Origin of the sequence: Streptomyces cadmiisoli (assembly GCF_003261055.1) — a bacterium.
GTDB lineage: Bacteria > Actinomycetota > Actinomycetes > Streptomycetales > Streptomycetaceae > Streptomyces > Streptomyces cadmiisoli.
The window spans coordinates 7,104,758-7,125,946 of the sequence record NZ_CP030073.1 but is presented as its reverse complement, the minus strand read 5'-3'; the positions used below and the strand labels follow the sequence as shown (position 1 = coordinate 7,125,946).

Sequence of the window (21,189 nt, the reverse complement as noted above, 5' to 3'; positions counted from 1 at the left end):
CCGGTCGTTTCGTCCAGGCAGGTCAGAGATCCTTTAGGAGGTTCCTCCGAGAGCGAGGCTCACGGTGAGCGACGGGGTCCGTTCCACCGCTTCGGCGAAGACCTCCTCGGCGATCCGCCACTCGTCGGGCCGGGCCGTCGCGTACGGCCGCCAGTCGCGGACGACCACCAGCAGCCCGCGCTCCACGGCGCCCTCGGGCCAGAGGGTGTGGTCGGAGAGGCTGTCCACCAGCGCGTCCCAGTTGCGGCCGAACCAGTCGGGCAGAGCCAGCGTTCTGGCGCAGCGGTCCATCAGACCTGCCTTGTCCATGACACCTTCGAGGTCGAGGGTGACCACGATCTCCGTCATCTCAGCACCGCCCTGAACGACTCGTAGTGATCGTCGGTGTAGTAGACCTCGCCGCCCCGGCCGGTGACGATCCGCCGGGCTCCGCGGTCGGGTGAGCCGGGGGTCTCGACCGTGTACTCGCGGTAGTAGCCGCGTTCCCGCCGCGGCAGCAGCCGTTCGAAGTTTCCGAAGACCGTGCCGTCCCGGTCGTACGGGAACGGGCCTCCCCTGTCGATGAGCTCAAGGGTCTCGCGCGCCTCGGCGGGCAGGTCGGCGGCCCGGACCGTCGGCAGGCCGTCGGCCCCGACCGTCGTCGGCGCCTGTGCGCAACCCGCGAGCAGTACGGCCAGGACGCCGGCCAGCGCCCGGAGGACGAACCGCAGCACCATGCCGCCGATGCTGCCACGGCCGTCCCCTTCCGGCTCTCCCTCAGGGTCCGTCCGGGTCCGCCCGGTTCAGCGCGGGCCGCGGCGCGGGGCCGGCCGTCATCAGGTAGTCGGCCGCCGACGTGTCCGTGACCAGGCTCGTGACGAGACCCGACCGCAGGACGGCGTCGATCGCGGCCGCCTTGCGCTGACCGCCGGCGATCGCGACGACCTCGGGGATACGGCGGAGCTGGTCGGCCTTGACCGTGATGCACCGCTCGCCGAGGTCCCGGCCGACCCGGCGGCCGTCGGAGTCGAAGAGGTGCGCGGACATCTCCGCCGCCACACCGAGCGAGGCGTAGTGGGAACGCTCCTCGTCGCTGAGCATGTCGTGCACCGTCGAGATGCCCGGCTCCCAGGAGCCGATGGAGACACAGGCGACCGTGACCTTGTCGAAGTACTCGAAGGCCCGCGCGATCCCGGTCTGGTGGCGCAGCGCGGCCGCGGTGGCCGCGTCGGGCAGCAGCATCGGCGCGTAGATGGGATGGGCGTCGCCGCCGGAGACCTGGGCCGCCCGTCGCACCGCCTCCACCGAGCCGCGCTCGGCGGTCCCCGCGTCGTACACACCGGTCAGCTGGACCACCGTGCACGGCGGGAGCCGGTCGAGGGCGGCCGCCATGTGGATGGTCGACCGTCCCCAGGCCAGGCCCAGGACGTCGCCCTCGTTGACGAGTTCGCCGAGCAGGTCGGCGGCCACCTCGCCCAGATTCTCCGGGTCGGTGGTCTCCTCGGCCTCGGCCGGCGACTCGACCACGACGGCGTGCCTGAGGCCGTACCGGGCGCGCAGCGCGTCCGAGCGCTCGGCGTCCAGCTCGGCCGGGACTCGGATCTCGATCCGTACGAGATCCCGTTCGAGGGCGGTCTCCAGGACCCGGGCCACCTTGAAGCGGCTGACGCCGAACTCCTCGGCGATCTGGATCTTGGACTTGCCCTCGAGGTAGAAGCGGCGGGCCATGGCCGCCGCCTGCACCAGCTCAGCGGGTCCCATCCGCATGGCTGACCGGCCCGCCGACATACCCGACACGGCGCTCTCCTCACTGCTGTTCACACTCTGGATTCGCCGTTCATCCTTGCAGATTCGGCGCGCTTGATCAGCCCTGATCGGTGCCCGACGGGCGCCGTTCACGTAACCGTGGCTCAGTGGTCGCAGGTCCATGTCGCCTGCTCCGCCGCGGCCTGCGCCTTGGCCCGCAGGCCACGGACCGCGGCGGCCGGGTCGGCGGCGCCGTACACGGCGGAACCCGCGACGAAGACGTCGGCGCCCGCCTCCGCGCACCGCTCGATGGTGCTGTCCGACACTCCGCCGTCGACCTGGAGCCACAGCTCGAGGCCGTGCTTGCTGATCAGCTCACGGGTGCGGCGGATCTTGGGAAGCATGATGTCCAGAAACGCCTGGCCGCCGAAGCCCGGCTCGACCGTCATGATCAGCAGCATGTCGAGCTCGGGGAGCAGATCCTCGTACGGCTCGATCGGAGTCGCCGGCTTGAGCGCCATGGAGGCACGCGCGCCCTTGGCCCGGATCTCGCGGGCCAGCCGCACGGGAGCGGCCGCGGCCTCGACATGGAACGTGACCGACGAAGCACCCGCCTCCACGTACTGCGGCGCCCACCGATCGGGGGCCTCGATCATCAGGTGGCAGTCCAGCGGCGTGTCCGTCGCGCGGGCCAGAGACTCCACGATCGGTACACCGAGCGTGAGGTTCGGGACGAAATGGTTGTCCATGACGTCTACGTGGAGCCAGTCGGCCCCTTCCACCGCCTTCGCCTCGTCGGCGAGACGCGCGAAGTCGGCGGACAGGATGCTGGGGTTGATCTGCACGGCCATGACCCAAGCCTGCCATGCCCGGGCACGGATGTTCGCCCCGGTCCGTACCACGGACGTTCATCGGGCGTTCCGCGCGTGCCCGTCGGGCAGGTCGGACGGCCCGCCGGCCACCCGGCGCCACCTGGACGCCGGGGCCCGCCGGGTCCGCCCGGACCCCGGCGGTGTCCGGGCCCTTCGGACCCGTCCGGACTCCGGCGACCGTGCACCGCGGATGAGCGTCCGAGCGGTCCGACGGACCGGGAACCGGGCGTCAGCCGGTTCTGCGGATGACCGCCAGATACATCGCGTCCGTCCCGTGCAGATGCGGCCACAGCTGTACGTCGGGGCCGTCGCCCAGGTCCGGCACGCCCGGCAGCAGCGGACGGGCGTCGACGAGCTCGGTCCCCGGGAACTGCTTGAGCACGTCGGCGACCACGGCCCGGGTCTCGGCGAGGTGCGGCGAGCAGGTCGCGTAGCCGACCACACCGCCGACGCGCACGGACTCCAGAGCGGTCAGCAGCAGCCCGCGCTGCAGCGGGGCGAAGCCGTCGAGGTCCTCGGGCCGGCGCCGCCAGCGCGCCTCGGGACGCCGGCGCAGCGCGCCCAGCCCGGTGCACGGCACGTCCATCAGAACGCGGTCGAAGGTGCCGGGCCGCCACGCCGGCCGGGTGCCGTCGGCCGCGATGACCTGGTGGGCTCCCGGAGCGCCGTCCAGGGCCTTGGCGACGAGGCCGGCCCGGTGCGGCTGCTTCTCGGAGGCGAGCAGCAAGGCCCCCCGCTCGGCGGCGAGGGCGCCGAGCAGCGCGGCCTTGCCGCCGGGGCCGGCGCAGCCGTCCAGCCACTTCTCGTCGGGTCCCTCGACGGGCGCCGCGGCCAGGGCCAGCGCGACGAGCTGGCTGCCCTCGTCCTGCACACCCGCCCGGCCCTCCCGGACGGCCTGCACGGCACCGGGCTCGCCGCCCTCGGTGAGTCGCACGGCGTACGGCGACCAGCGCCCCGGCAGCGCGGCGTCCTCACGCAGCAGCTCGTCCGTCGTGGCCCGGCCGGGCCGGGCGACCAACGTCACCTCGGGTCGTTCGTTGTCGGCCGCCAGCAGTTCCTCGATCCCGGCCCGGCCGCCGCCCAGCGAGTCCCACAGGGCGGAGACGACCCAGCGCGGGTGCGAATGCACGACGGCCAGATGCTCCTCGGGGTCCTCGTCGTAGGGCGGGGCAACCCGCTCCAGCCAGCCGTCGAGGTCGTGCTGGGCCACCTTGCGCAGCACCGCGTTGACGAACTTGGCCCGGCCGTCGCCGAGCACGACCCGGGCCAGCTCAACGGTGGCGGAGACCGCCGCGTGCGACGGGATGCGCGTGCCCAGCAACTGGTGCGCGCCGAGGCTCAGGACGTCCAGCACGGGCGGGTCGACCTCCCTGAGCGGCCGGTCGACGCAACTGGCGATGACGGCGTCGTACGTCCCCTGCCGCCGCAGCGTCCCGTACACCAGCTCGGTCGCGAGCGCCGCGTCCCGCCCGTCGAAGTCGCCGCCCTCCCGCGCCTTGCGCAGCAACGGCGGCAGCACCAGGTTGGCGTACGCGTCCCGCTCGTCGACGGCCCTGAGCGCGTCGAAGGCCAGGATGCGCACGGGGTCCTTCTTGGGCCGACGGTAGGGCTTGCCCGGCTTGCGGGGCCGACGGGAGGTGTCGCTCACGTAAAGGTGCTCCGGATTTCTGTTCACGGTGTGCACCCAGCCTACGTCGAAGGGCTGTCGCGGAGCTCTCAGGCCCCGAGCGTCTCCCCGTCCGCGATGCGCACACCGCGCGCCCAGTCCGCCGCGCGCATCGGCTTCTTGCCCTGGGCCTGCACCCACAGCAGCTCGACCGCGTAGGAACCGGTGCCGACGTGGACGTTGTTCTTGCCGACCGCGAGCCGACCGGGTGCGAGGTCCGTCCGGTCGGGCACCGGAACCACCTGGATCAGCTTGAGCCGCTCGCCCCGGAAGGCGGTCCACGCGCCGGGCGCGGGGGTGCATCCGCGCACCACCCGGTCGACCCGCAGCGCGGGCGCCGCCCAGTCGATCCGGGCGTCCTCGACGGTGATCTTCGGGGCGAGGGTGACACCGTCCGCGGGCTGCGGTACGGCCTTCAGGGCGCCGTCCTCGATGCCGTCCATGGTCGCGGCGAGCAGCCCGGCGCCGGCGAAGGCCAGCCGGGTCAGCAGGTCGCCGCTGGTGTCCGTGGGCCGGATCGTCTCGGTCACCGTCCCGTACACGGGACCGGAGTCCAGTCCTTCCTCGATCAGGAAGGTGGACGCACCGGTGATCTCGTCGCCCGCCATGACGGCGTGCTGCACGGGCGCCGCCCCGCGCCACGCGGGCAGCAGCGAGAAGTGCAGGTTGACCCAGCCCCGGGCGGGGACGTCGAGCGCGACACGGGGCAGCAGGGCGCCGTAGGCCACGACGGGGCAGCAGTCCGGGGCGATCTCCCGCAGACGCTCCAGGAACTCCGGGTCCCGCGGCCGCACCGGCTTCAGCACCTCGATGCCCGCCTCCTCCGCCCGCTCGGCCACGGGCGAGGCGACCAGCCTGCGCCCCCGTCCGGCCGGCGCGTCCGGCCGCGTGACGACGGCGGCCACCTCGTGCCGCCCGGCGGCGAGCAGAGCGTCCAGAGCGGGAACGGCGACCTCGGGGGTACCGGCGAAGACGAGCTTCATGAGCGGGCACGGGCCTCTCGGCTGGGTGGCTTGCGGGCGACGCACAAGTCTATGGCGCGACCCGGTGAATACCCGCACACCAGGGGCCGGACAGCCGCAGCAGGACCACCGCGCGCACCTGGCGGTGACGGCGTACGCATATGCCCTTACGCCCCCACACCGTGACCAGCGGAGGGAAATCGCGTTGGTCAAGAAAGAGTTGACCACACGGGCCGCGCAGCCGGCCCGACCCTTTCTCCTCAACGCCGGTTCGAGAGGCTTGTTCATGGCCGACCACGCAACCCACGACGCCCAGGCTCGGGCCAGCCTGCACTTGCTGGTGCGGGACATCGAGCGGGTCCGCCGGCAGGTGGACGCACTGCGCACGCTCACCGCCCAGCTGGGCAACGTCTACCGCCCGCGCCGCTCCGGCCCCTCCACGGGCTTCGTCGTCTACGGACGCGCCCCCGCCCCCACGGTCCGGCTCGCCCAGGAGCTGCGGGACAGTGTCGAGACCCTGGTCACGGCCGCGGTCGACTTCGACCGTTCGCTCGGCTTCTCGTGGGACGCGGTGGGCTCCGCACTCGGCGTCACCAAGCAGGCGGTCCACCGCCGTTACGGATCGCGCCGCGCCGCCGCCCAGGCGGCCGCCGAGGCCGAGCGGAGCACGGACACGTCGGGCACCCGCGCCGTCAACGTCGGCAGCGGCATGTCCACGGTGCCGACGGTCCCCGCGGCCCGCTCCATGCCGACCCAGCCGACCGCGGGCAGCCCGGCGCTGCGCGAGGAGGTCAGGCCGACGGCCTTCCCCGGCCCGCGCAACGGCTGAACCGCCACGGCTGAACCACCTGCCCGAGGCACCTGGCTGATCCACACGGCCGATCCGCAGCGCTGAAGCACACGGCTGAAGCCCGTCGGCCGAGGTACAACTGCTGCACCTCCGCGGCTGAACCATCCGCCCTCCCGGCCATGTCCGGGAGGGCAGCCGTGTACCGGGGGGCGGCACGACGGTGCACGGCGTCCTCCGTGCACACAACGGGTGGGGCGCGGGCCGCTCACCCGATGTCGGGCGGATCGATGCGCACCCGCACCGGCTGACCGCTCCCCCGGGCCATCCGAGCCGCCTGAGCCGATTTCAGAGCGGCCGCCAGCGCCGCCCCGCGGCCCGGCGGCACGCGGACCAGCGCCCGCTCCCACTGCTCTCCGGGCGGCGGCGCTCCCGGCCGCCGCGGCCGGCCCGCCGCCGCGGCGGGCGTGACCGGCAACGGCACGGGCCCCAGCACCTCGGCCTCCGGCGGCAGTTCGACGGTCCCCAGGAACTCCGCGAGCGCCTCGACCGTCCCCGACACGGCCGCCATCCGCGACACCGGCGGAAATCCCAGTTCGGCCCGCTCGGCCAGCTCACGCACCGCATGCCCGACGGGATCCCAGCGCACCAGCGCCTGCACGGGCCGCAGCGTCGGCTCCGCGGCGACGACCACGGTGCCGCCCTCCCGCTGCGGCCGTACCAGTGCGGCGGCCGCGATCCAGCGCCGCAACGCGTCCTCCGCAGCGTGCAGATCGGGCCGGCCGAGCATGGCCCAGCCGTCGAGAAGCAGCGCGGCGGCATACCCGTTCTCGGCCACCGGTTCGGCCCCCGGTGTGCTCACCACCAGCGCGGGTGCCCCCGGCACGGTGTCCAGCACATGCTCACGCCCGGACGTCCGCACCGGTACGGCAGGGAACGCCCGCCCCAGCTCCTCGGCGGTGCGCCGGGCCCCCACGACCTGCGCCCGCAGCCGGAACGACCCGCAGTCCGGGCAGTGCCAGGAGCTCTCCTCACGGCCGCACCATCCGCAGCGCAGCGCCCCGGCGTCCTGCGCCTCGACCGGCCCCGCGCAGTGCCGGCACCGGGCCGGGGCCCGGCAGTTCGCACAGGCCATCCGGGGTACGTATCCCCGGCGGGGCACCTGCACGAGCACCGGTCCGTCGCGCAGCCCGTCGCGGACGACCTGCCAGGCGACGGTCGGCAGCCGGGCGGCGCGGGCGGCCTCGTCGCGTGCCAGGTCCTGGTCCCCCACCGTCCGTACCAGCGGGGCCGTCTCGCGCACCTGGGGACGCGGCGCGACGAGCGGTCGCGCCCAGCCGCTCTCCACCAGCTGCGCGGCCTCCACCGTGCAGCTCCAGCTCCCCAGCAGGAACGCGCACTTGTCCTGGGCGGCGCGCAGCAGCAGCACCTCCCGGGCATGCGGCTGCGGGGCGTGCTGCTCGCTGTGGCTGTCGTCGCCGTCGTCCCAGATGACGACCAGGCCCAGATCCCGCACCGGCGCGAACATCGCGGCGCGGGTCCCGACGACGGCCCGCACGGACCCGCGCCGCACGGCGAGCCACTCCCGGTAGCGCTTCTCCGGCCCGGCCTCGGCGGTCAGCAGCGCGTGCCGCCCCTCGCCCAGCACAGACGTCAGCGCGGCGTCGACCCGTGCGGCGGCCCGCCCGTCCGGTACGACGACCAGGGCGCCGCGCCCCGACGCGAGGGTCGCCGCGACCGCTCTGGCCAGCTCCGTGCTCCATTCGGGTCCGGGCAGGGCGTTCCACACGGCGCGCGGCGCGCCGCCGGAGGCCAGTGCCTCCAGGAAGGCGGCCCCTTGTTCGTAGCGCGTCCAGGAGCCCGCTTCCGGCACCGCGGGAGGGGGCAGCGGCTCGGGAGAGGGGCGCTGCTCGGCCCGTGCGCTGCGCGGCGGCACGGCGAGCTGCAGCACGTCGGCGAGGCTCCCGGCGTACCGGTCGGCGACGGACCGGGCCAGCCTCAGCAGTTCCTCGCCGAGCACCGGTTCCGGCGAGACGACCTGGGCGAGGGCGGCGAGCGGCCCCGCGTAGTCGGATTCGGCGCGGCGCTCGACGAGGAAGCCGTCGATCAGGCCGCCGCCCTCGCGACGCCCGTCCCGGACCCGGTGCCGTCCGGCGCCGAACCTCACCCGCACCCGCACCCCGGGCTGCGCGTCGGCGTCCAGTTCCTCGGGGACCGCGTAGTCGAAGTAGCGGTCGAGATGGAGCACGCCCTTGTCGACGAGCACCCGCGCGACGGGCAGGTCCTTGGCCAGCGCGGCGCCGCGCCACGTCCGCGGTTTGGCCCGGGGCGCCTTGGACCGGCGCACGGTCTCCCGGATGAACGCGAGCTGCTCGGGCAGCGCGCCCTCCGCGCCGCTGTCCCCCCGATCGTTCTCGCTGCTCACGCCTGCATTCTTACCAAACCGCACCGACAATCGGCGCCGGCCCGGGACCGATCCCGTCACGGACGGGCCTGCGGGGACCGGCGGTCGCGGGTGGTCCGGCTCGGTCCGCGCAGCCGGACGCACCGAGGCCCGGCGCCCCTGGGGGACGCCGGGCCTCGGTCGGAACCGGGCGGGTTACAGCCCCGCGGCGGCGCGCAGCGCGTCCACGCGGTCCGTGCGCTCCCAGGTGAAGTCGGGCAGCTCACGGCCGAAGTGACCGTACGCGGCGGTCTGGGCGTAGATCGGACGGAGCAGGTCGAGGTCGCGGATGATGGCGGCCGGGCGGAGGTCGAAGACCTCTTCGATCGCCTTCTCGATCTTCTCGGTCTCGACCTTGTGCGTGCCGAAGGTCTCGACGAACAGGCCCACGGGCTCGGCCTTGCCGATGGCGTACGCGACCTGCACCTCGCAGCGGGAGGCCAGGCCCGCGGCGACCACGTTCTTCGCGACCCAGCGCATCGCGTACGCGGCCGAGCGGTCCACCTTGGACGGGTCCTTGCCGGAGAAGGCGCCGCCGCCGTGGCGGGCCATGCCGCCGTACGTGTCGATGATGATCTTGCGGCCGGTGAGACCGGCGTCACCCATCGGGCCGCCGATCTCGAAACGGCCGGTGGGGTTGACCAGCAGGCGGTAGCCCTCGGTGTCCAGCTTGATGCCGTCGTCGAGGAGCGCCTTGAGCTCCGGCTCGACCACGAACTCGCGGATGTCGGGGGCGAGGAGGGAGTCCAGGTCGATGTCGCTCGCGTGCTGCGAGGAGACCACCACGGTGTCGAGGCGGACCGCCTTGTCGCCGTCGTACTCGATGGTGACCTGGGTCTTGCCGTCGGGGCGGAGGTAGGGGATGGTGCCGTTCTTGCGCACGTCGGACAGGCGCTTCGACAGCCGGTGCGCCAGGAAGATCGGCAGCGGCATCAGGGTCGGCGTCTCGTCCGAGGCGTAGCCGAACATCAGGCCCTGGTCACCGGCGCCCTGCCGGTCGAGCTCGTCCTCGTCGCCCTCGACGCGCGACTCGTACGCCGTGTCCACACCCTGCGCGATGTCCGGGGACTGCGCGCCGATCGAGACCGAGACACCGCAGGACGCGCCGTCGAAGCCCTTCTTCGACGAGTCGTAGCCGATGTCGAGGATCTTCTCCCGGACCAGCTGCGGGATCGGCGCGTAGGCCTTGGTCGTGACCTCGCCGGCCACGTGCACCAGACCGGTGGTGATCAGGGTTTCGACGGCGACCCGGGAGGTCGGGTCCTCGCGCAGAAGCGCGTCGAGAATGGTGTCGCTGATCTGGTCAGCGATCTTGTCGGGGTGACCTTCGGTCACGGACTCCGAGGTGAACAGGCGACGGGACACAACGCTCCCTGGGGTTGCAGCGGCTGCTGGCTGATCATTGGTGGACGGGCCGGGGGCTGCGCCTGGCATCGTCCGAGAACAGTTTATCGGTCGCGCTTTGCCGCCGGGTCACTGTCTCGCCTCTCGGGAGCGCTGTGACCTGCGGCACGGGCATTCTGCCCAATGCGCGGCGGCATTGGCCAGGGTCGCCACACCGTGAATGTACGGGTCCTGGGGCGCGTCGGCGCACCCGGAACATTCACCCCAGGCGTTCCACCACCAGGTCCCACACCGTTTCGGCCAGCGCCTCCTTCGGGCCGTGCGGAACGGGGGTCTCGGTGCCGTCGGCGCCCAGGACCAGGGCCTCGTTCTCCTCCGAGCCGAACGTCTTGCGCTCCCCCACCTCGTTCACCACGAGGAGGTCGCAGCCCTTGCGCCGCAGCTTCTCCCGGCCGTTCGCGACGACGTCGTCGGTCTCGGCGGCGAAACCGACTATCACCTGTCCGGGGCGCGCTCGGTCGGCCGAGATCTCAGCAAGAATGTCCGGATTGCGCACCAGCACGATGGGGTCCGGTTCCTGACCGTCCTTCTTCTTGATCTTCCCGGTGGCATAGGTGTCGGGGCGGAAGTCGGCGACCGCCGCGGCCATCACGACCGCGTCGGCGTCCGGGGCCGCCTTCAGCACCGCCTCCCGCAGTTGAACGGCCGTGCCGACCTGGACCACGTCCACGCCCGCCGGGTCCGGCAGGCCGGTGTTGGCCGCGACGAGCGTGACCCGGGCGCCCCGCGCTGCGGCCGTACGGGCGAGGGCGTAGCCCTGCTTGCCCGAGGAGCGGTTGCCGAGGAAGCGGACCGGGTCCAGCGGCTCGCGGGTGCCGCCGGCGCTGACCACGACGTGCCGGCCCACGAGGTCGGGTTCGGTGACACCGCGGGCCAGCACGCGGCGGCAGACCTCGAAGATCTCTCCCGGGTCGGGCAGCCGGCCCTTTCCGGTGTCGACGCCGGTGAGGCGGCCGACGGCGGGCTCGATCACGACCGCGCCGCGCCGGCGCAGCGTCGCCACGTTCTCCTGGGTGGCCGGGTGCTCCCACATCTCGGTGTGCATCGCGGGAGCGAAGACCACCGGGCAGCGGGCGGTGAGCAGGGTGTTCGTCAGCAGGTCGTCGGCCAGGCCGTGGGCGGCCCGGGCGAGGGTGTCGGCCGTGGCCGGGGCGACCACCACCAGGTCGGCGTGCTGGCCGATCCGCACATGGGGGACCTCGTGGACGTCGTCCCAGACCTCCGTCGAGACGGGGTTGCCGGAGAGGGCGGACCAGGTCGCGGCGCCGACGAAGTGCAGCGCGGAGGCGGTGGGCACGACACGGACGTCGTGTCCCGACTCGGTGAACCTTCGCAGCAGCTCACAGGCCTTGTACGCGGCGATGCCGCCGCTCACCCCCAGAACGACCCTCGGCTTGTCCACGGTCCCTCCCCGGCACTCGGAAATACGTACATCCCCATGACACACCACAGGCCCGGCAGTGCGACTGCCGGGCCTGTGGAAATGACTGCTTCGAGCAGGAAACGCTACTGCGCCGGGCCCTCGACGGCCTCGGAGGTCAGCAGACCCGCGTTGATCTCGCGCAGGGCGATCGAGAGGGGCTTCTCGTGCACGTGGGTGTCGACGAGCGGACCGACGTATTCGAGGAGACCCTCGCCGAGCTGCGAGTAGTACGCGTTGATCTGGCGAGCCCGCTTGGCCGCGTAGATCACGAGGCTGTACTTCGAGTCGGTGGCCTCGAGGAGCTCGTCGATCGGCGGGTTGATGATGCCCTCGGGCGCGGAGATGGAAGAGGACACGCTCTACCTTCCGATGGATGGAAAAGATTCAGTCGTGATCACACAACGTCCATCAAGGCTAGCAGCTCGCGCGCCACATCCTCGACGGAGGTGTTGACCAGGGTCACGTCGAACTCCGGCTCGGCGGCCAGTTCGATCTTCGCGGCGGCCAGCCGGCGCTCGATCACCGCGGGCGGTTCGGTGCCCCGGCCGGTCAGTCTGCGCACCAGCTCCTCCCAGGAGGGAGGAGCCAGAAACACCAGCTGGGCCTCGGGCATGGACTCGCGCACCTGCCGCGCGCCCTGGAGGTCGATCTCCAGCAGGACGGGCTCGCCCGCCTCCAACCGCTCCAGTACGGCCCCGCGCGGGGTGCCGTAGCGGTTGCCGGCGAACTCGGCCCATTCCAGCAGCTCGCCGTTGGCGATCAGCTTGTCCATCTCCTCGTCGGTGACGAAGAAGTAGTGGACTCCGTGCTGCTCGCCGGGGCGCGGCTTGCGGGTCGTCGCCGACACCGAGAGCCAGACCTCGGGGTGTTCCTTGCGCATATGAGCGACGACCGTGCTCTTGCCGACCCCGGAGGGTCCGGAGAGCACGGTCAGCCGCGGACGTTCACTCATGCAGCGATTATTCCAGCAATTCCGGGGTGCCCGGGACCAGTCCCGGAGCCCGGAGGGGGTCAGGAACCCGTGCTGCCGAACTCACGCTCGAGGGAGGCGATCTGGTTGGAACCGAGGCCACGCACGCGGCGGCTCTCGGAGATACCGAGTCGCTCCATGATCTGCTTGGCGCGGACCTTGCCCACGCCCGGCAGGGACTCGAGAAGGGCGGAGACCTTCATCTTGCCGATGACGTCGTTCTCCTGGCCCTGCTTGATGACCTCGTGAAGGGAGGCGCCGGAGTGCTTGAGTCGATTCTTGACCTCGGCCCGCTCCCGGCGAGCCGCGGCGGCCTTTTCGAGCGCGGCTGCGCGCTGTTCGGGGGTAAGGGGCGGAAGAGCCACGCCTACGTCACCTCGGATGTCGAACTGTCGGATACGGACCGGTGAGGAACCTAGTCGCCCCACACCTGGGGAGCCACGAGCAACACGCTTGCCCAGCGACTCTCGTCGGAGACTAGCGGTCAAGTCCGCCGGAGTCAGCGAGAACAGCGGAAAAGTCCTGGTCAGCCTCTGTCAGGACCGGATATTTCAGACATACTGCCCTGGATTTGAGGATGTATCCAGCCTCAAGCGCGCTCGGAGATGCTGGTCGGAGGTGTCAGGCCGACGCCAGGGCGGCGCGGATCTCCTCCGCGAAACGGTCCGCGGCCGAGCGCAGCGCCCCGGCGTCCGGACCGTGCCGCAGCACACCCCGGCTGACGTTCGGGACGACATTGCGCGCCACGGGCCCGAAGACCCCGGGCAGATCGGCCGGAGTGGCGCCCTGGGCGCCGATGCCCGGGGCGAGCAGCGGGCCGTTGATGTCCAGGTCGTACGACGACAGGTCGCCGAGCGTGGCACCGACGACCGCGCCGAAGGACCCCAGCGGCCGCTCCCCCGCGTTCTCCGCGGCCAGGTGCGCGAGCATCGTCGCCGCGACGTCCCGCCCGTCGCCGCGGACCGCGTGCTGGACCTCGCCGCCCTCGGGGTTGGAGGTCAGCGCCAGCACGAACAGGCCGGCGCCGCTCTCGCGGGCCAGCTCGACGGCCGGTGCGAGCGACCCGTAGCCGAGGTACGGGGAGACGGTCAGCGCGTCCGAGAACAGCGGGGCGTCCTTGCGCAGGAACGCCTCGGCGTACGCGGCCATGGTGGAGCCGATGTCGCCGCGCTTGGCGTCCATGACGACCAGCGCGCCGGCGGCCCGCGCCTCCTCGACCGTCCGCTCCAGGACGGCCACGCCGCGGGACCCGAAGCGCTCGAAGAAGGCGCTCTGCGGCTTGAGGACGGCCACCCGGTCGGCGACCGCCTCGACGACGGTGCGGCTGAACCTCTCCAGCCCGGCGATGTCGTCGTCCAGGCCCCACTCGGCGAGCAGCGACGCGTGCGGGTCGATGCCGACGCACAGCGGGCCCCGCTCGTCCATGGCACGGCGCAGTCGGGCACCGAAGGGTTCGAGCACGGTCATCCTGACTTCCTCACATCGGCACCGATCGCGTCGGCGAGCGTGGCGTACGGGCTCGTGCGCAGGCGTGCGGCGAGCCCCTTGTGGATCGCGCGGCCCCAGAACGGGCCCTCGTAGATGAAGGCGCTGTAGCCCTGGACCAGGGTGGCTCCGGCCAGAATGCGCTGCCAGGCGTCCTCGGCGTTCTCCACGCCGCCCACGCCGATCAGGGTGATGCGGTCGCCCACGCGCGCGTAGAGACGGCGCAGCACCTCGAGGGAGCGCGCCTTCAGCGGCGCGCCGGACAGGCCGCCGACCTCCTGGACCAGCGCGGGGTCGGACCTCAGACCGAGTTCCGCGCGCGCGATGGTGGTGTTCGTGGCGATGATCCCGTCGAGGCCGAGCTCCACTGCCAGGTCGGCGACGGCGTCGATGTCCTCGTCGGCGAGGTCCGGCGCGATCTTCACCAGCAGCGGTACGCGGCGGCCGGTGACGGTCCGGTCCGCGGCCTCGCGCACGGCGCTCAGCAGCGGACGCAGATGCTCCACGGCCTGCAGGTTGCGCAGCCCCGGTGTGTTGGGCGACGAGACGTTCACCACCAGGTAGTCGGCGTGCGGCGCCAGCCGCTCGGTCGACTTCACGTAGTCGCCGACGGCCTCGTCTTCCGGGACGACCTTGGTCTTGCCGATGTTCACGCCCAGGACGGTCCTGAGGACCGGCCTGCGGGCGGCCAGCCGGGCCGCCACGGCCAGCGAGCCCTCGTTGTTGAATCCCATGCGGTTGATCAGCGCCCGGTCCGCCACCAGCCGGAACAGCCGCTTCTTCGGGTTGCCGGGCTGGGGCTCCCCCGTGACCGTGCCGATCTCGACGTGGTCGAAGCCGAGCATCGCCATGCCGTCGATCGCGACCGCGTTCTTGTCGAAGCCGGCCGCGAGCCCGAAGGGGCCGTGCATGCGCAGCCCGAAGGCCTCCGTGCGCAGCTCCTCGTACCGGGGAGCGAGCAGGGCGGCGAGGAACGTGCGCAGGACGGGGACGCGGGCGGCGAGGCGGATCCACCGGAACGCGAGATGGTGGGCCCGCTCGGGATCCATCCGTCGGAATACCAGGCGGAAGAAAAGCTTGTACATGTCTCGGTGTCCTCATGAAGAGGGGGACACCGTTTCCGGTGTCCCCCTCAGGGCTGCTAGTCGCGGGCCGCGGTCAGGAATTCCGCGTGTTCCTGGAGTGATCGCACGCCCACGTCGCCGTGGTTGAGCGCGTCGATGCCCTGCACCGCGGCGGCGAGCGCCTGGACCGTCGTCAGACACGGCACGGAGCGCGCCACGGCCGCGGTGCGGATGTCGTAGCCGTCGAGGCGGCCACCGGTGCCGTAGGGCGTGTTGACGATGAGGTCGACCTCGCCGTCGTGGATGAGCTGGACGATGGTGCGCTCACCGTCGGGGCCGGTGCCCTCGGACTGCTTGCGCACGACCGTCGCGTGGATGCCGTTGCGCTTGAGCACCTCGGCGGTGCCGGCCGTGGCGAGCAGCTCGAAGCCGTGCGCGACCAGCTCGCGCGCCGGGAAGATCATCGAGCGCTTGTCGCGGTTGGCGACCGAGATGAAGGCGCGGCCCTTGGTGGGCAGCGGGCCGTAGGCGCCGGCCTGCGACTTCGCGTACGCCGTGCCGAAGACGGAGTCGATGCCCATGACCTCGCCCGTGGAGCGCATCTCCGGGCCGAGGATGGTGTCCACGCCGCGGCCGTGGATGTCCCGGAACCGGGACCACGGCATCACGGCCTCCTTGACCGAGATCGGCGCGTCCAGCGGCAGCTCACCGCCGTCGCCCTGGCCGGGCAGCAGGCCCTCGGCGCGCAGCTCGGCGATGGTCGCGCCCAGCGAGATGCGCGCTGCGGCCTTGGCCAGCGGCACCGCGGTCGCCTTCGAGGTGAAGGGGACGGTGCGCGAGGCGCGCGGGTTGGCCTCCAGGACGTAGAGGATGTCCCCGGCCATCGCGAACTGGATGTTGATCAGACCGCGGACGCCGACGCCCTCGGCGATCGCCGCGGTCGAGGCGCGCAGCCGCTTGATGTCGAAGCCGCCGAGGGTGATGGGCGGCAGGGCGCAGGCCGAGTCGCCGGAGTGGATGCCGGCCTCCTCGATGTGCTCCATGACGCCGCCGAGGTACAGCTCCCGGCCGTCGTAGAGCGCGTCGACGTCGATCTCGATCGCGTCGTCGAGGAACCGGTCGACCAGCACCGGACGGGACGGGCCGATCTCGGTGGACTCGGCGATGTAGGAGGACAGCCGGGTCTCGTCGTACACGATCTCCATGCCGCGCCCGCCGAGGACGTAGGAGGGCCGGACCAGGACCGGGTAGCCGATCTCGTCGGCGATGGCCTTGGCCTCGGCGAACGTGGTGGCGGTGCCGTGCTTGGGGGCCGGGAGTCCGGCCTCCTGGAGGACCTGCCCGAAGGCGCCGCGGTCCTCGGCGGCGTGGATCGCCTCCGGGGGGGTGCCGACGATCGGCACGCCGTTGTCCTTGAGCGCCTGGGCCAGGCCCAGCGGCGTCTGACCGCCCAGCTGCACCACGACACCGGCGATCGGGCCCGCCTGCTGCTCGGCGTGGACGATCTCCAGCACGTCCTCCAGCGTCAGCGGCTCGAAGTACAGCCGGTCGGAGGTGTCGTAGTCCGTGGAGACGGTCTCCGGGTTGCAGTTGACCATCACGGTCTCGTACCCGGCGGCGGACAGCGCGAAGGACGCGTGGACGCAGGAGTAGTCGAACTCGATGCCCTGGCCGATGCGGTTGGGGCCGGAGCCCAGGATGATGACGGCCGGCTTCTCGCGGGTGGCGACCTCGGTCTCCTCGTCGTAGGACGAGTAGAAGTACGGGGTGCGGGCCGCGAACTCGGCGGCGCAGGTGTCGACCGTCTTGTAGACCGGGCGCACGCCGAGCGCGTGCCGCACCTCGCGGACGACGTCCTCGCGCAGGCCGCGGATCTCGCCGATCTGGTGGTCGGAGAAGCCGTGCCGCTTGGCCTCGGCGAGCAGGTCCGGGGTCAGCTCGGGCGCCTCGGCCAGCTCGTCGGCGATCTCCTTGATCAGGAACAGCTGGTCGACGAACCACGGGTCGATCTTCGTCGCGTCGAAGACCTCCTCGGGCGTCGCGCCGGCCCGGATGGCCTGCATGACGCTGTTGATCCGCCCGTCGGTGGGCCGTACGGCCTCCGCGAGCAGGGCGGTCTTGTCGCCGGGCTCGCCCACGAACGTGAACTGGCTGCCCTTCTTCTCCAGCGAGCGCAGCGCCTTCTGGAACGCCTCGGTGAAGTTGCGCCCGATGGCCATCGCCTCGCCGACCGACTTCATGGTGGTCGTCAGGGTGGAGTCGGCGCTCGGGAACTTCTCGAAGGCGAACCGCGGAGCCTTGACGACCACGTAGTCCAGGGTCGGCTCGAAGGAGGCCGGGGTCTCCTGGGTGATGTCGTTGGGGATCTCGTCGAGGGTGTAGCCGACGGCGAGCTTGGCGGCGATCTTGGCGATCGGGAAGCCGGTCGCCTTGGAGGCCAGCGCCGACGAACGCGACACACGCGGGTTCATCTCGATGACGATGACCCGGCCGTCCTCGGGGTTCACCGCGAACTGGATGTTGCAGCCGCCGGTGTCGACCCCGACCTCGCGGATGACGGCGATGCCGATGTCGCGCAGGATCTGGTACTCGCGGTCGGTGAGCGTCATCGCCGGGGCGACGGTGATCGAGTCACCGGTGTGCACGCCCATCGGGTCGAAGTTCTCGATGGAGCAGACGACCACGACGTTGTCGTGCTTGTCGCGCATCAGCTCCAGCTCGTACTCCTTCCAGCCGAGGATGGACTCCTCCAGGAGCACCTCGGTGGTCGGCGAGAGGGTGAGGCCCTGGCCGGCGATACGGCGCAGTTCCTCCTCGTCGTGCGCGAAGCCGGAGCCGGCGCCGCCCATGGTGAAGGAGGGGCGGACGACGACCGGGTAGCCGCCGAGTTCCTCGACGCCCCCGATCACGTCGTCCATGGAGTGGCAGATGACCGAGCGGGCGCTCTCGCCGTGCCCGATCTTGCCGCGCACGGCCTCGACGACCAGCTTGAACTGGTCGCGGTCCTCACCCTTGTGGATCGCCTCGACGTTGGCGCCGATCAGCTCGACGCCGTACTTCTCCAGCGTCCCGTTCTCGTGCAGGGCGATCGCCGCGTTCAGGGCGGTCTGACCGCCGAGCGTCGGCAGCAGGGCGTCGGGCCGCTCCCGGGCGATGATCTTCTCGACGAACTCGGGCGTGATCGGCTCGACGTAGGTGGCGTCGGCGATCTCCGGGTCGGTCATGATCGTCGCCGGGTTGGAGTTCACCAGGACGACCCGGAGGCCCTCGGACTTCAGGACACGGCACGCCTGGGTGCCGGAGTAGTCGAACTCGGCGGCCTGCCCGATGACGATCGGGCCGGAGCCGATGACCAGGACGGACTGGATATCGGTGCGCTTAGGCACGCTGGCCCTCCATCAGGGAGACGAAGCGGTCGAACAGGTAGGCGGCGTCATGCGGGCCCGCTGCCGCTTCGGGGTGGTACTGGACGCTGAAGGCCGGCTTGTCGAGCAGCCGCAGGCCCTCCACCACGTCGTCGTTGAGACAGACGTGGGAGACCTCGGCGCGGCCGTAGGGGGTGTCGGAGACCTCGTCGAGCGGGGCGTCGACGGCGAAGCCGTGGTTGTGCGCGGTGACCTCGACCTTGCCGGTCGTGCGGTCCTGCACCGGCTGGTTGATGCCGCGGTGCCCGTACTTCAGCTTGTAGGTGCCGAACCCGAGCGCACGCCCGAGGATCTGGTTGCCGAAGCAGATGCCGAACAGCGGGGTGCCACGGTCCAGCACCGCCCGCATCACGGAGACCGGGTGGTCGGCGGTGGACGGGTCGCCCGGTCCGTTGGAGAAGAACACACCGTCCGGGTTCACGGCGTAGACGTCCTCGGCGGTCGCCGTCGCCGGGAGCACGTGCACCTCGATGCCGCGCTCGGCCATCCGGTGCGGGGTCATGCCCTTGATGCCGAGGTCGACCGCGGCCACGGTGAACCGCTTCTCACCGATCGCGGGGACGACGTACGCCTCGGTGGTGGCGACCTCCGCCGACAGGTCGGCGCCCTTCATCTCCGGGGCCTGGCGCACCTCGGCCAGCATGGTGCCCTCGTCGGGCAGCGCGTTGCCGGAGAAGATGCCGACGCGCATGGCGCCGCGCTCGCGCAGATGACGCGTCAGGGCGCGGGTGTCGATGCCGGAGATGCCGACGACGCCCTGCCGGCGCAGCTCGTCGTCCAGCGACCGCCGGGAGCGCCAGTTCGAGGGCACGCGCGCGGGGTCGCGGACCACGTAGCCGGCGACCCAGATCCGCTTGGACTCCGGGTCCTCGTCGTTGACGCCGGTGTTGCCGACGTGCGGGGCCGTCATCACGACGACCTGGCGGTGGTAGGAGGGGTCGGTCAGGGTCTCCTGGTAGCCGGTCATGCCGGTGGAGAACACCGCCTCGCCGAAGGTGGCCCCGACGGCCCCGTAGGCACGGCCGCGGAAGATCCGGCCGTCCTCCAGGACGAGGACGGCGGGCGGCGCCTTCCGCCTCTGTGAAGCGTTTGCCTGGATGGAGGTCGTCATCGTTCGGCGCCTTCCGTGGTGGTTGCGTTGATCATGGTGTTGACGACGTCGACCCATTCGTTGTGCTCGGCCGCGTGGTCGGAGCGGAACCCGGAGTCGATCAGCCGGTCGCCCAGCGCCCAGGTCACGACCAGCAGCCCGCCCTCGGTGAGGACCTTGCCGGCGATGCCCTTGTCGAGCCGGGCCTCTCGCAGATCTGCGACGGGGACGAAGAAGTCGCTCGCCCCGGGGCGTACGACGACGAGGCCCGCGTCCGTCAGCGTGAGCTCGGCCCGGCTGCGGGTGCCCAGGCCGTGCGCCACGATGCGGTCCAGCCACTGACCGGCGGTGGTGGAGCCGTGGTAGCGCCCGCTCAGGGTCAGTCTCGCCGGTCCCGCGTCGTCGGGCGCGGCGGCGGGCTCCAGCAGGTCGCCCTGGAGCGTGCCGCGCCACTTCCAGCCCTCGCGCATCAGCCAGTAGACGAGCGCGACGAACAGGGCGAGGCCGATGACCCAGCCGACCCGGGCGGCCCAGTCGGTCACTTCCGCCGACTTCTGGTCGGCGGCCAAGAGGTACAGAGGTGTCACGTGAGCTTCCCGTCGACGAGCGTGGCCTTGCCCCGGAGCCAGGTGTGCGTGACACGGCCCGGCAGCTCACGACCCTCGTAGGGGGTGTTGCGGCTGCGCGAGGCGAAGCCCGCGGGGTCCACGGACCCACGGTATGCCGTGTCCACCAGCGTCAGGTTGGCGGGCTCACCTGCCGAGACGGGGCGTCCATGGCCCGTGGCCCGTCCGATCCGCGCCGGCGTGAACGACATGCGGTCCGCGACACCGGCCCAGTCGAGCAGTCCGGTTTCGACCATCGTCTCCTGGACCACCGACAGCGCGGTCTCCAGGCCGACCATGCCCATGGCCGCGGCGGCCCACTCGCAGTCCTTGTCCTCGTGCGGGTGCGGCGCGTGGTCGGTGGCGACGATGTCGATCGTGCCGTCGGCGAGCGCCTCGCGCAGGGCGAGGACGTCCCGCTCGGTGCGCAGCGGCGGGTTCACCTTGTAGACCGGGTCGTACGTCCGGACCAGTTCGTCGGTGAGCAGGAGGTGGTGCGGGGTCACCTCGGCGGTGACCTGGATGCCGCGGGACTTGGCCCAGCGCACGATCTCGACGGAGCCGGCGGTCGACAGGTGGCAGATGTGCACCCGGGAGCCGACGTGCTCGGCGAGCAGCACGTCCCGGGCGATGATCGACTCCTCGGCGACGGCGGGCCAGCCGCCGAGCCCGAGTTCGGCGGAGACCACACCCTCGTTCATCTCGGCGCCCTCGGTCAGCCGGGGCTCCTGCGCGTGCTGGGCGACGACGCCGCCGAAGGCCTTCACGTACTCCAGGGCCCGGCGCATGATCACGGCGTCGTGCACGCACTTGCCGTCGTCCGAGAACACGGTGACACCGGCCGCCGACTCGTGCATGGCGCCCAGTTCGGCGAGCTTGCCGCCCTCCAGGCCGACGGTGACGGCGCCGATCGGCTGCACGTCGCAGTAGCCGTGCTCCTGCCCCAGCCGCCAGACCTGCTCGACCACGCCCGCCGTGTCGGCCACCGGGAAGGTGTTGGCCATCGCGAAGACGGCGGTGAAACCGCCGGACGCCGCGGCGCGGGTACCGGTCAGCACGGTCTCGGAGTCCTCGCGGCCCGGCTCGCGCAGGTGGGTGTGCAGGTCGACGAGTCCGGGCAGCAGCACCTTGCCGTCGGCCTCGACGACCTCGGCGCCCTCCGCGTCGAGACCGGTGCCCACGGCGGCCACGGTCTCGCCGTCGATCAGCACGTCCTGCGGCTCGCCGCCGAGCACCTTCGCACCACGGATAAGGATCTTGCTCATCTG

General features: G+C 72.0%; 19 protein-coding genes. 1 reads left to right on the top strand and 18 read right to left on the bottom strand.

Translation table 11 applies throughout. The features are described 5' to 3' along the window. Positions 1-33: 33 nt before the first annotated feature. From DN051_RS31370 to fmt, 6 genes are all read right to left on the bottom strand, one after another. The gene (locus tag DN051_RS31370; RefSeq protein WP_053759865.1) at positions 34-348 is read right to left on the bottom strand and encodes a barstar family protein; all 315 of its coding nucleotides are present in this window, start codon (positions 346-348) and stop codon (positions 34-36) included. Next, positions 345-716 (bottom strand): guanyl-specific ribonuclease, encoded by a 372-nt coding sequence (locus tag DN051_RS31365; RefSeq protein WP_112440067.1) that lies wholly within the window; start codon positions 714-716, stop codon positions 345-347. Before DN051_RS31365 ends, DN051_RS31370 begins: the two co-directional genes overlap by 4 nt. A 40-nt stretch (positions 717-756) precedes the next feature. Next, a complete protein-coding gene (locus tag DN051_RS31360) occupies positions 757-1,800 on the bottom strand; it encodes a sugar-binding transcriptional regulator (RefSeq protein WP_079001046.1) in 1,044 nt (347 codons plus the stop codon). A gap of 89 nt (positions 1,801-1,889) precedes the next feature. Further along, on the bottom strand, positions 1,890-2,576 hold the full coding sequence (gene rpe, locus DN051_RS31355; protein WP_053759949.1) for a ribulose-phosphate 3-epimerase: 687 nt from the start codon (positions 2,574-2,576) through the stop codon (positions 1,890-1,892). Between the two features lie 250 nt (positions 2,577-2,826). Next, the gene (locus DN051_RS31350; protein ID WP_053759862.1) at positions 2,827-4,245 is read right to left on the bottom strand and encodes an RsmB/NOP family class I SAM-dependent RNA methyltransferase; all 1,419 of its coding nucleotides are present in this window, start codon (positions 4,243-4,245) and stop codon (positions 2,827-2,829) included. A gap of 68 nt (positions 4,246-4,313) precedes the next feature. Beyond that, positions 4,314-5,246: a methionyl-tRNA formyltransferase gene (gene fmt, locus DN051_RS31345; protein WP_053759861.1), complete on the bottom strand. Its 933-nt coding sequence runs from the start codon at positions 5,244-5,246 to the stop codon at positions 4,314-4,316. A gap of 265 nt (positions 5,247-5,511) precedes the next feature. Here fmt and DN051_RS31340 point away from each other — a divergent pair, with 265 nt between their 5' ends. Continuing rightward, complete coding sequence (locus DN051_RS31340) at positions 5,512-6,054, top strand: hypothetical protein (protein ID WP_053759948.1); 543 nt, start codon at positions 5,512-5,514, stop codon at positions 6,052-6,054. 226 nt (positions 6,055-6,280) lie between these two features. On the opposite strand, the gene DN051_RS31335 is transcribed toward DN051_RS31340, so the two are convergent. From DN051_RS31335 to DN051_RS31280, 12 genes are all read right to left on the bottom strand, one after another. Then, positions 6,281-8,437, bottom strand: coding sequence for a primosomal protein N' (locus tag DN051_RS31335; RefSeq protein ID WP_112440065.1), 2,157 nt, complete (start codon positions 8,435-8,437; stop codon positions 6,281-6,283). Positions 8,438-8,611: 174 nt separating this feature from the next. Then, positions 8,612-9,820, bottom strand: coding sequence for a methionine adenosyltransferase (gene metK, locus DN051_RS31330; RefSeq protein WP_053759859.1), 1,209 nt, complete (start codon positions 9,818-9,820; stop codon positions 8,612-8,614). 238 nt (positions 9,821-10,058) lie between these two features. Then, complete coding sequence (gene coaBC, locus DN051_RS31325) at positions 10,059-11,261, bottom strand: bifunctional phosphopantothenoylcysteine decarboxylase/phosphopantothenate--cysteine ligase CoaBC (protein WP_053759858.1); 1,203 nt, start codon at positions 11,259-11,261, stop codon at positions 10,059-10,061. Positions 11,262-11,365: 104 nt separating this feature from the next. After that, entirely contained in the window at positions 11,366-11,638 is a 273-nt protein-coding gene (gene rpoZ / locus DN051_RS31320; RefSeq protein ID WP_003988945.1) for a DNA-directed RNA polymerase subunit omega, read from the bottom strand. Positions 11,639-11,676: 38 nt separating this feature from the next. Next, positions 11,677-12,234 carry a guanylate kinase gene (gene gmk, locus DN051_RS31315; protein WP_053759857.1) on the bottom strand — a complete coding sequence of 186 codons (558 nt, stop codon included), beginning with the start codon at positions 12,232-12,234 and terminating at the stop codon, positions 11,677-11,679. A 59-nt stretch (positions 12,235-12,293) separates the two neighbouring features. Then, the gene (locus DN051_RS31310; RefSeq protein ID WP_003977346.1) at positions 12,294-12,617 is read right to left on the bottom strand and encodes an integration host factor; all 324 of its coding nucleotides are present in this window, start codon (positions 12,615-12,617) and stop codon (positions 12,294-12,296) included. 256 nt (positions 12,618-12,873) lie between these two features. Continuing rightward, positions 12,874-13,719, bottom strand: coding sequence for an orotidine-5'-phosphate decarboxylase (pyrF, locus tag DN051_RS31305; protein ID WP_053759856.1), 846 nt, complete (start codon positions 13,717-13,719; stop codon positions 12,874-12,876). After that, positions 13,716-14,822: a quinone-dependent dihydroorotate dehydrogenase gene (locus tag DN051_RS31300; protein ID WP_112440063.1), complete on the bottom strand. Its 1,107-nt coding sequence runs from the start codon at positions 14,820-14,822 to the stop codon at positions 13,716-13,718. The genes pyrF and DN051_RS31300 overlap by 4 nt, the downstream gene beginning before the upstream one ends. Positions 14,823-14,878: 56 nt before the next feature. Continuing rightward, complete coding sequence (carB, locus tag DN051_RS31295; RefSeq protein WP_053759854.1) at positions 14,879-18,187, bottom strand: carbamoyl-phosphate synthase large subunit; 3,309 nt, start codon at positions 18,185-18,187, stop codon at positions 14,879-14,881. Continuing rightward, a complete protein-coding gene (gene carA / locus DN051_RS31290) occupies positions 18,180-19,337 on the bottom strand; it encodes a glutamine-hydrolyzing carbamoyl-phosphate synthase small subunit (RefSeq protein ID WP_053759853.1) in 1,158 nt (385 codons plus the stop codon). Before carA ends, carB begins: the two co-directional genes overlap by 8 nt. Beyond that, a complete protein-coding gene (locus DN051_RS31285; protein WP_112440061.1) occupies positions 19,334-19,903 on the bottom strand; it encodes a PH-like domain-containing protein in 570 nt (189 codons plus the stop codon). The genes carA and DN051_RS31285 overlap by 4 nt, the downstream gene beginning before the upstream one ends. Then, positions 19,900-21,186: a dihydroorotase gene (locus DN051_RS31280; RefSeq protein WP_053759851.1), complete on the bottom strand. Its 1,287-nt coding sequence runs from the start codon at positions 21,184-21,186 to the stop codon at positions 19,900-19,902. The genes DN051_RS31285 and DN051_RS31280 overlap by 4 nt, the downstream gene beginning before the upstream one ends. Positions 21,187-21,189 lie beyond the last annotated feature (3 nt).

Coding starts and splice junctions, on each gene's coding strand:
- DN051_RS31370 (WP_053759865.1), bottom strand. CDS start 348: ATGACGGAGATCGTGGTCACCCTCGACCTCGAAGGTGTCATGGACAAG.
- DN051_RS31365 (WP_112440067.1), bottom strand. CDS start 716: ATGGTGCTGCGGTTCGTCCTCCGGGCGCTGGCCGGCGTCCTGGCCGTA.
- rpe (WP_053759949.1), bottom strand. CDS start 2,576: ATGGCCGTGCAGATCAACCCCAGCATCCTGTCCGCCGACTTCGCGCGT.
- fmt (WP_053759861.1), bottom strand. CDS start 5,246: ATGAAGCTCGTCTTCGCCGGTACCCCCGAGGTCGCCGTTCCCGCTCTG.
- DN051_RS31340 (WP_053759948.1), top strand. CDS start 5,512: ATGGCCGACCACGCAACCCACGACGCCCAGGCTCGGGCCAGCCTGCAC.
- gmk (WP_053759857.1), bottom strand. CDS start 12,234: ATGAGTGAACGTCCGCGGCTGACCGTGCTCTCCGGACCCTCCGGGGTC.
- pyrF (WP_053759856.1), bottom strand. CDS start 13,719: ATGACCGTGCTCGAACCCTTCGGTGCCCGACTGCGCCGTGCCATGGAC.
- DN051_RS31300 (WP_112440063.1), bottom strand. CDS start 14,822: ATGTACAAGCTTTTCTTCCGCCTGGTATTCCGACGGATGGATCCCGAG.
- carA (WP_053759853.1), bottom strand. CDS start 19,337: ATGACGACCTCCATCCAGGCAAACGCTTCACAGAGGCGGAAGGCGCCG.
- DN051_RS31280 (WP_053759851.1), bottom strand. CDS start 21,186: ATGAGCAAGATCCTTATCCGTGGTGCGAAGGTGCTCGGCGGCGAGCCG.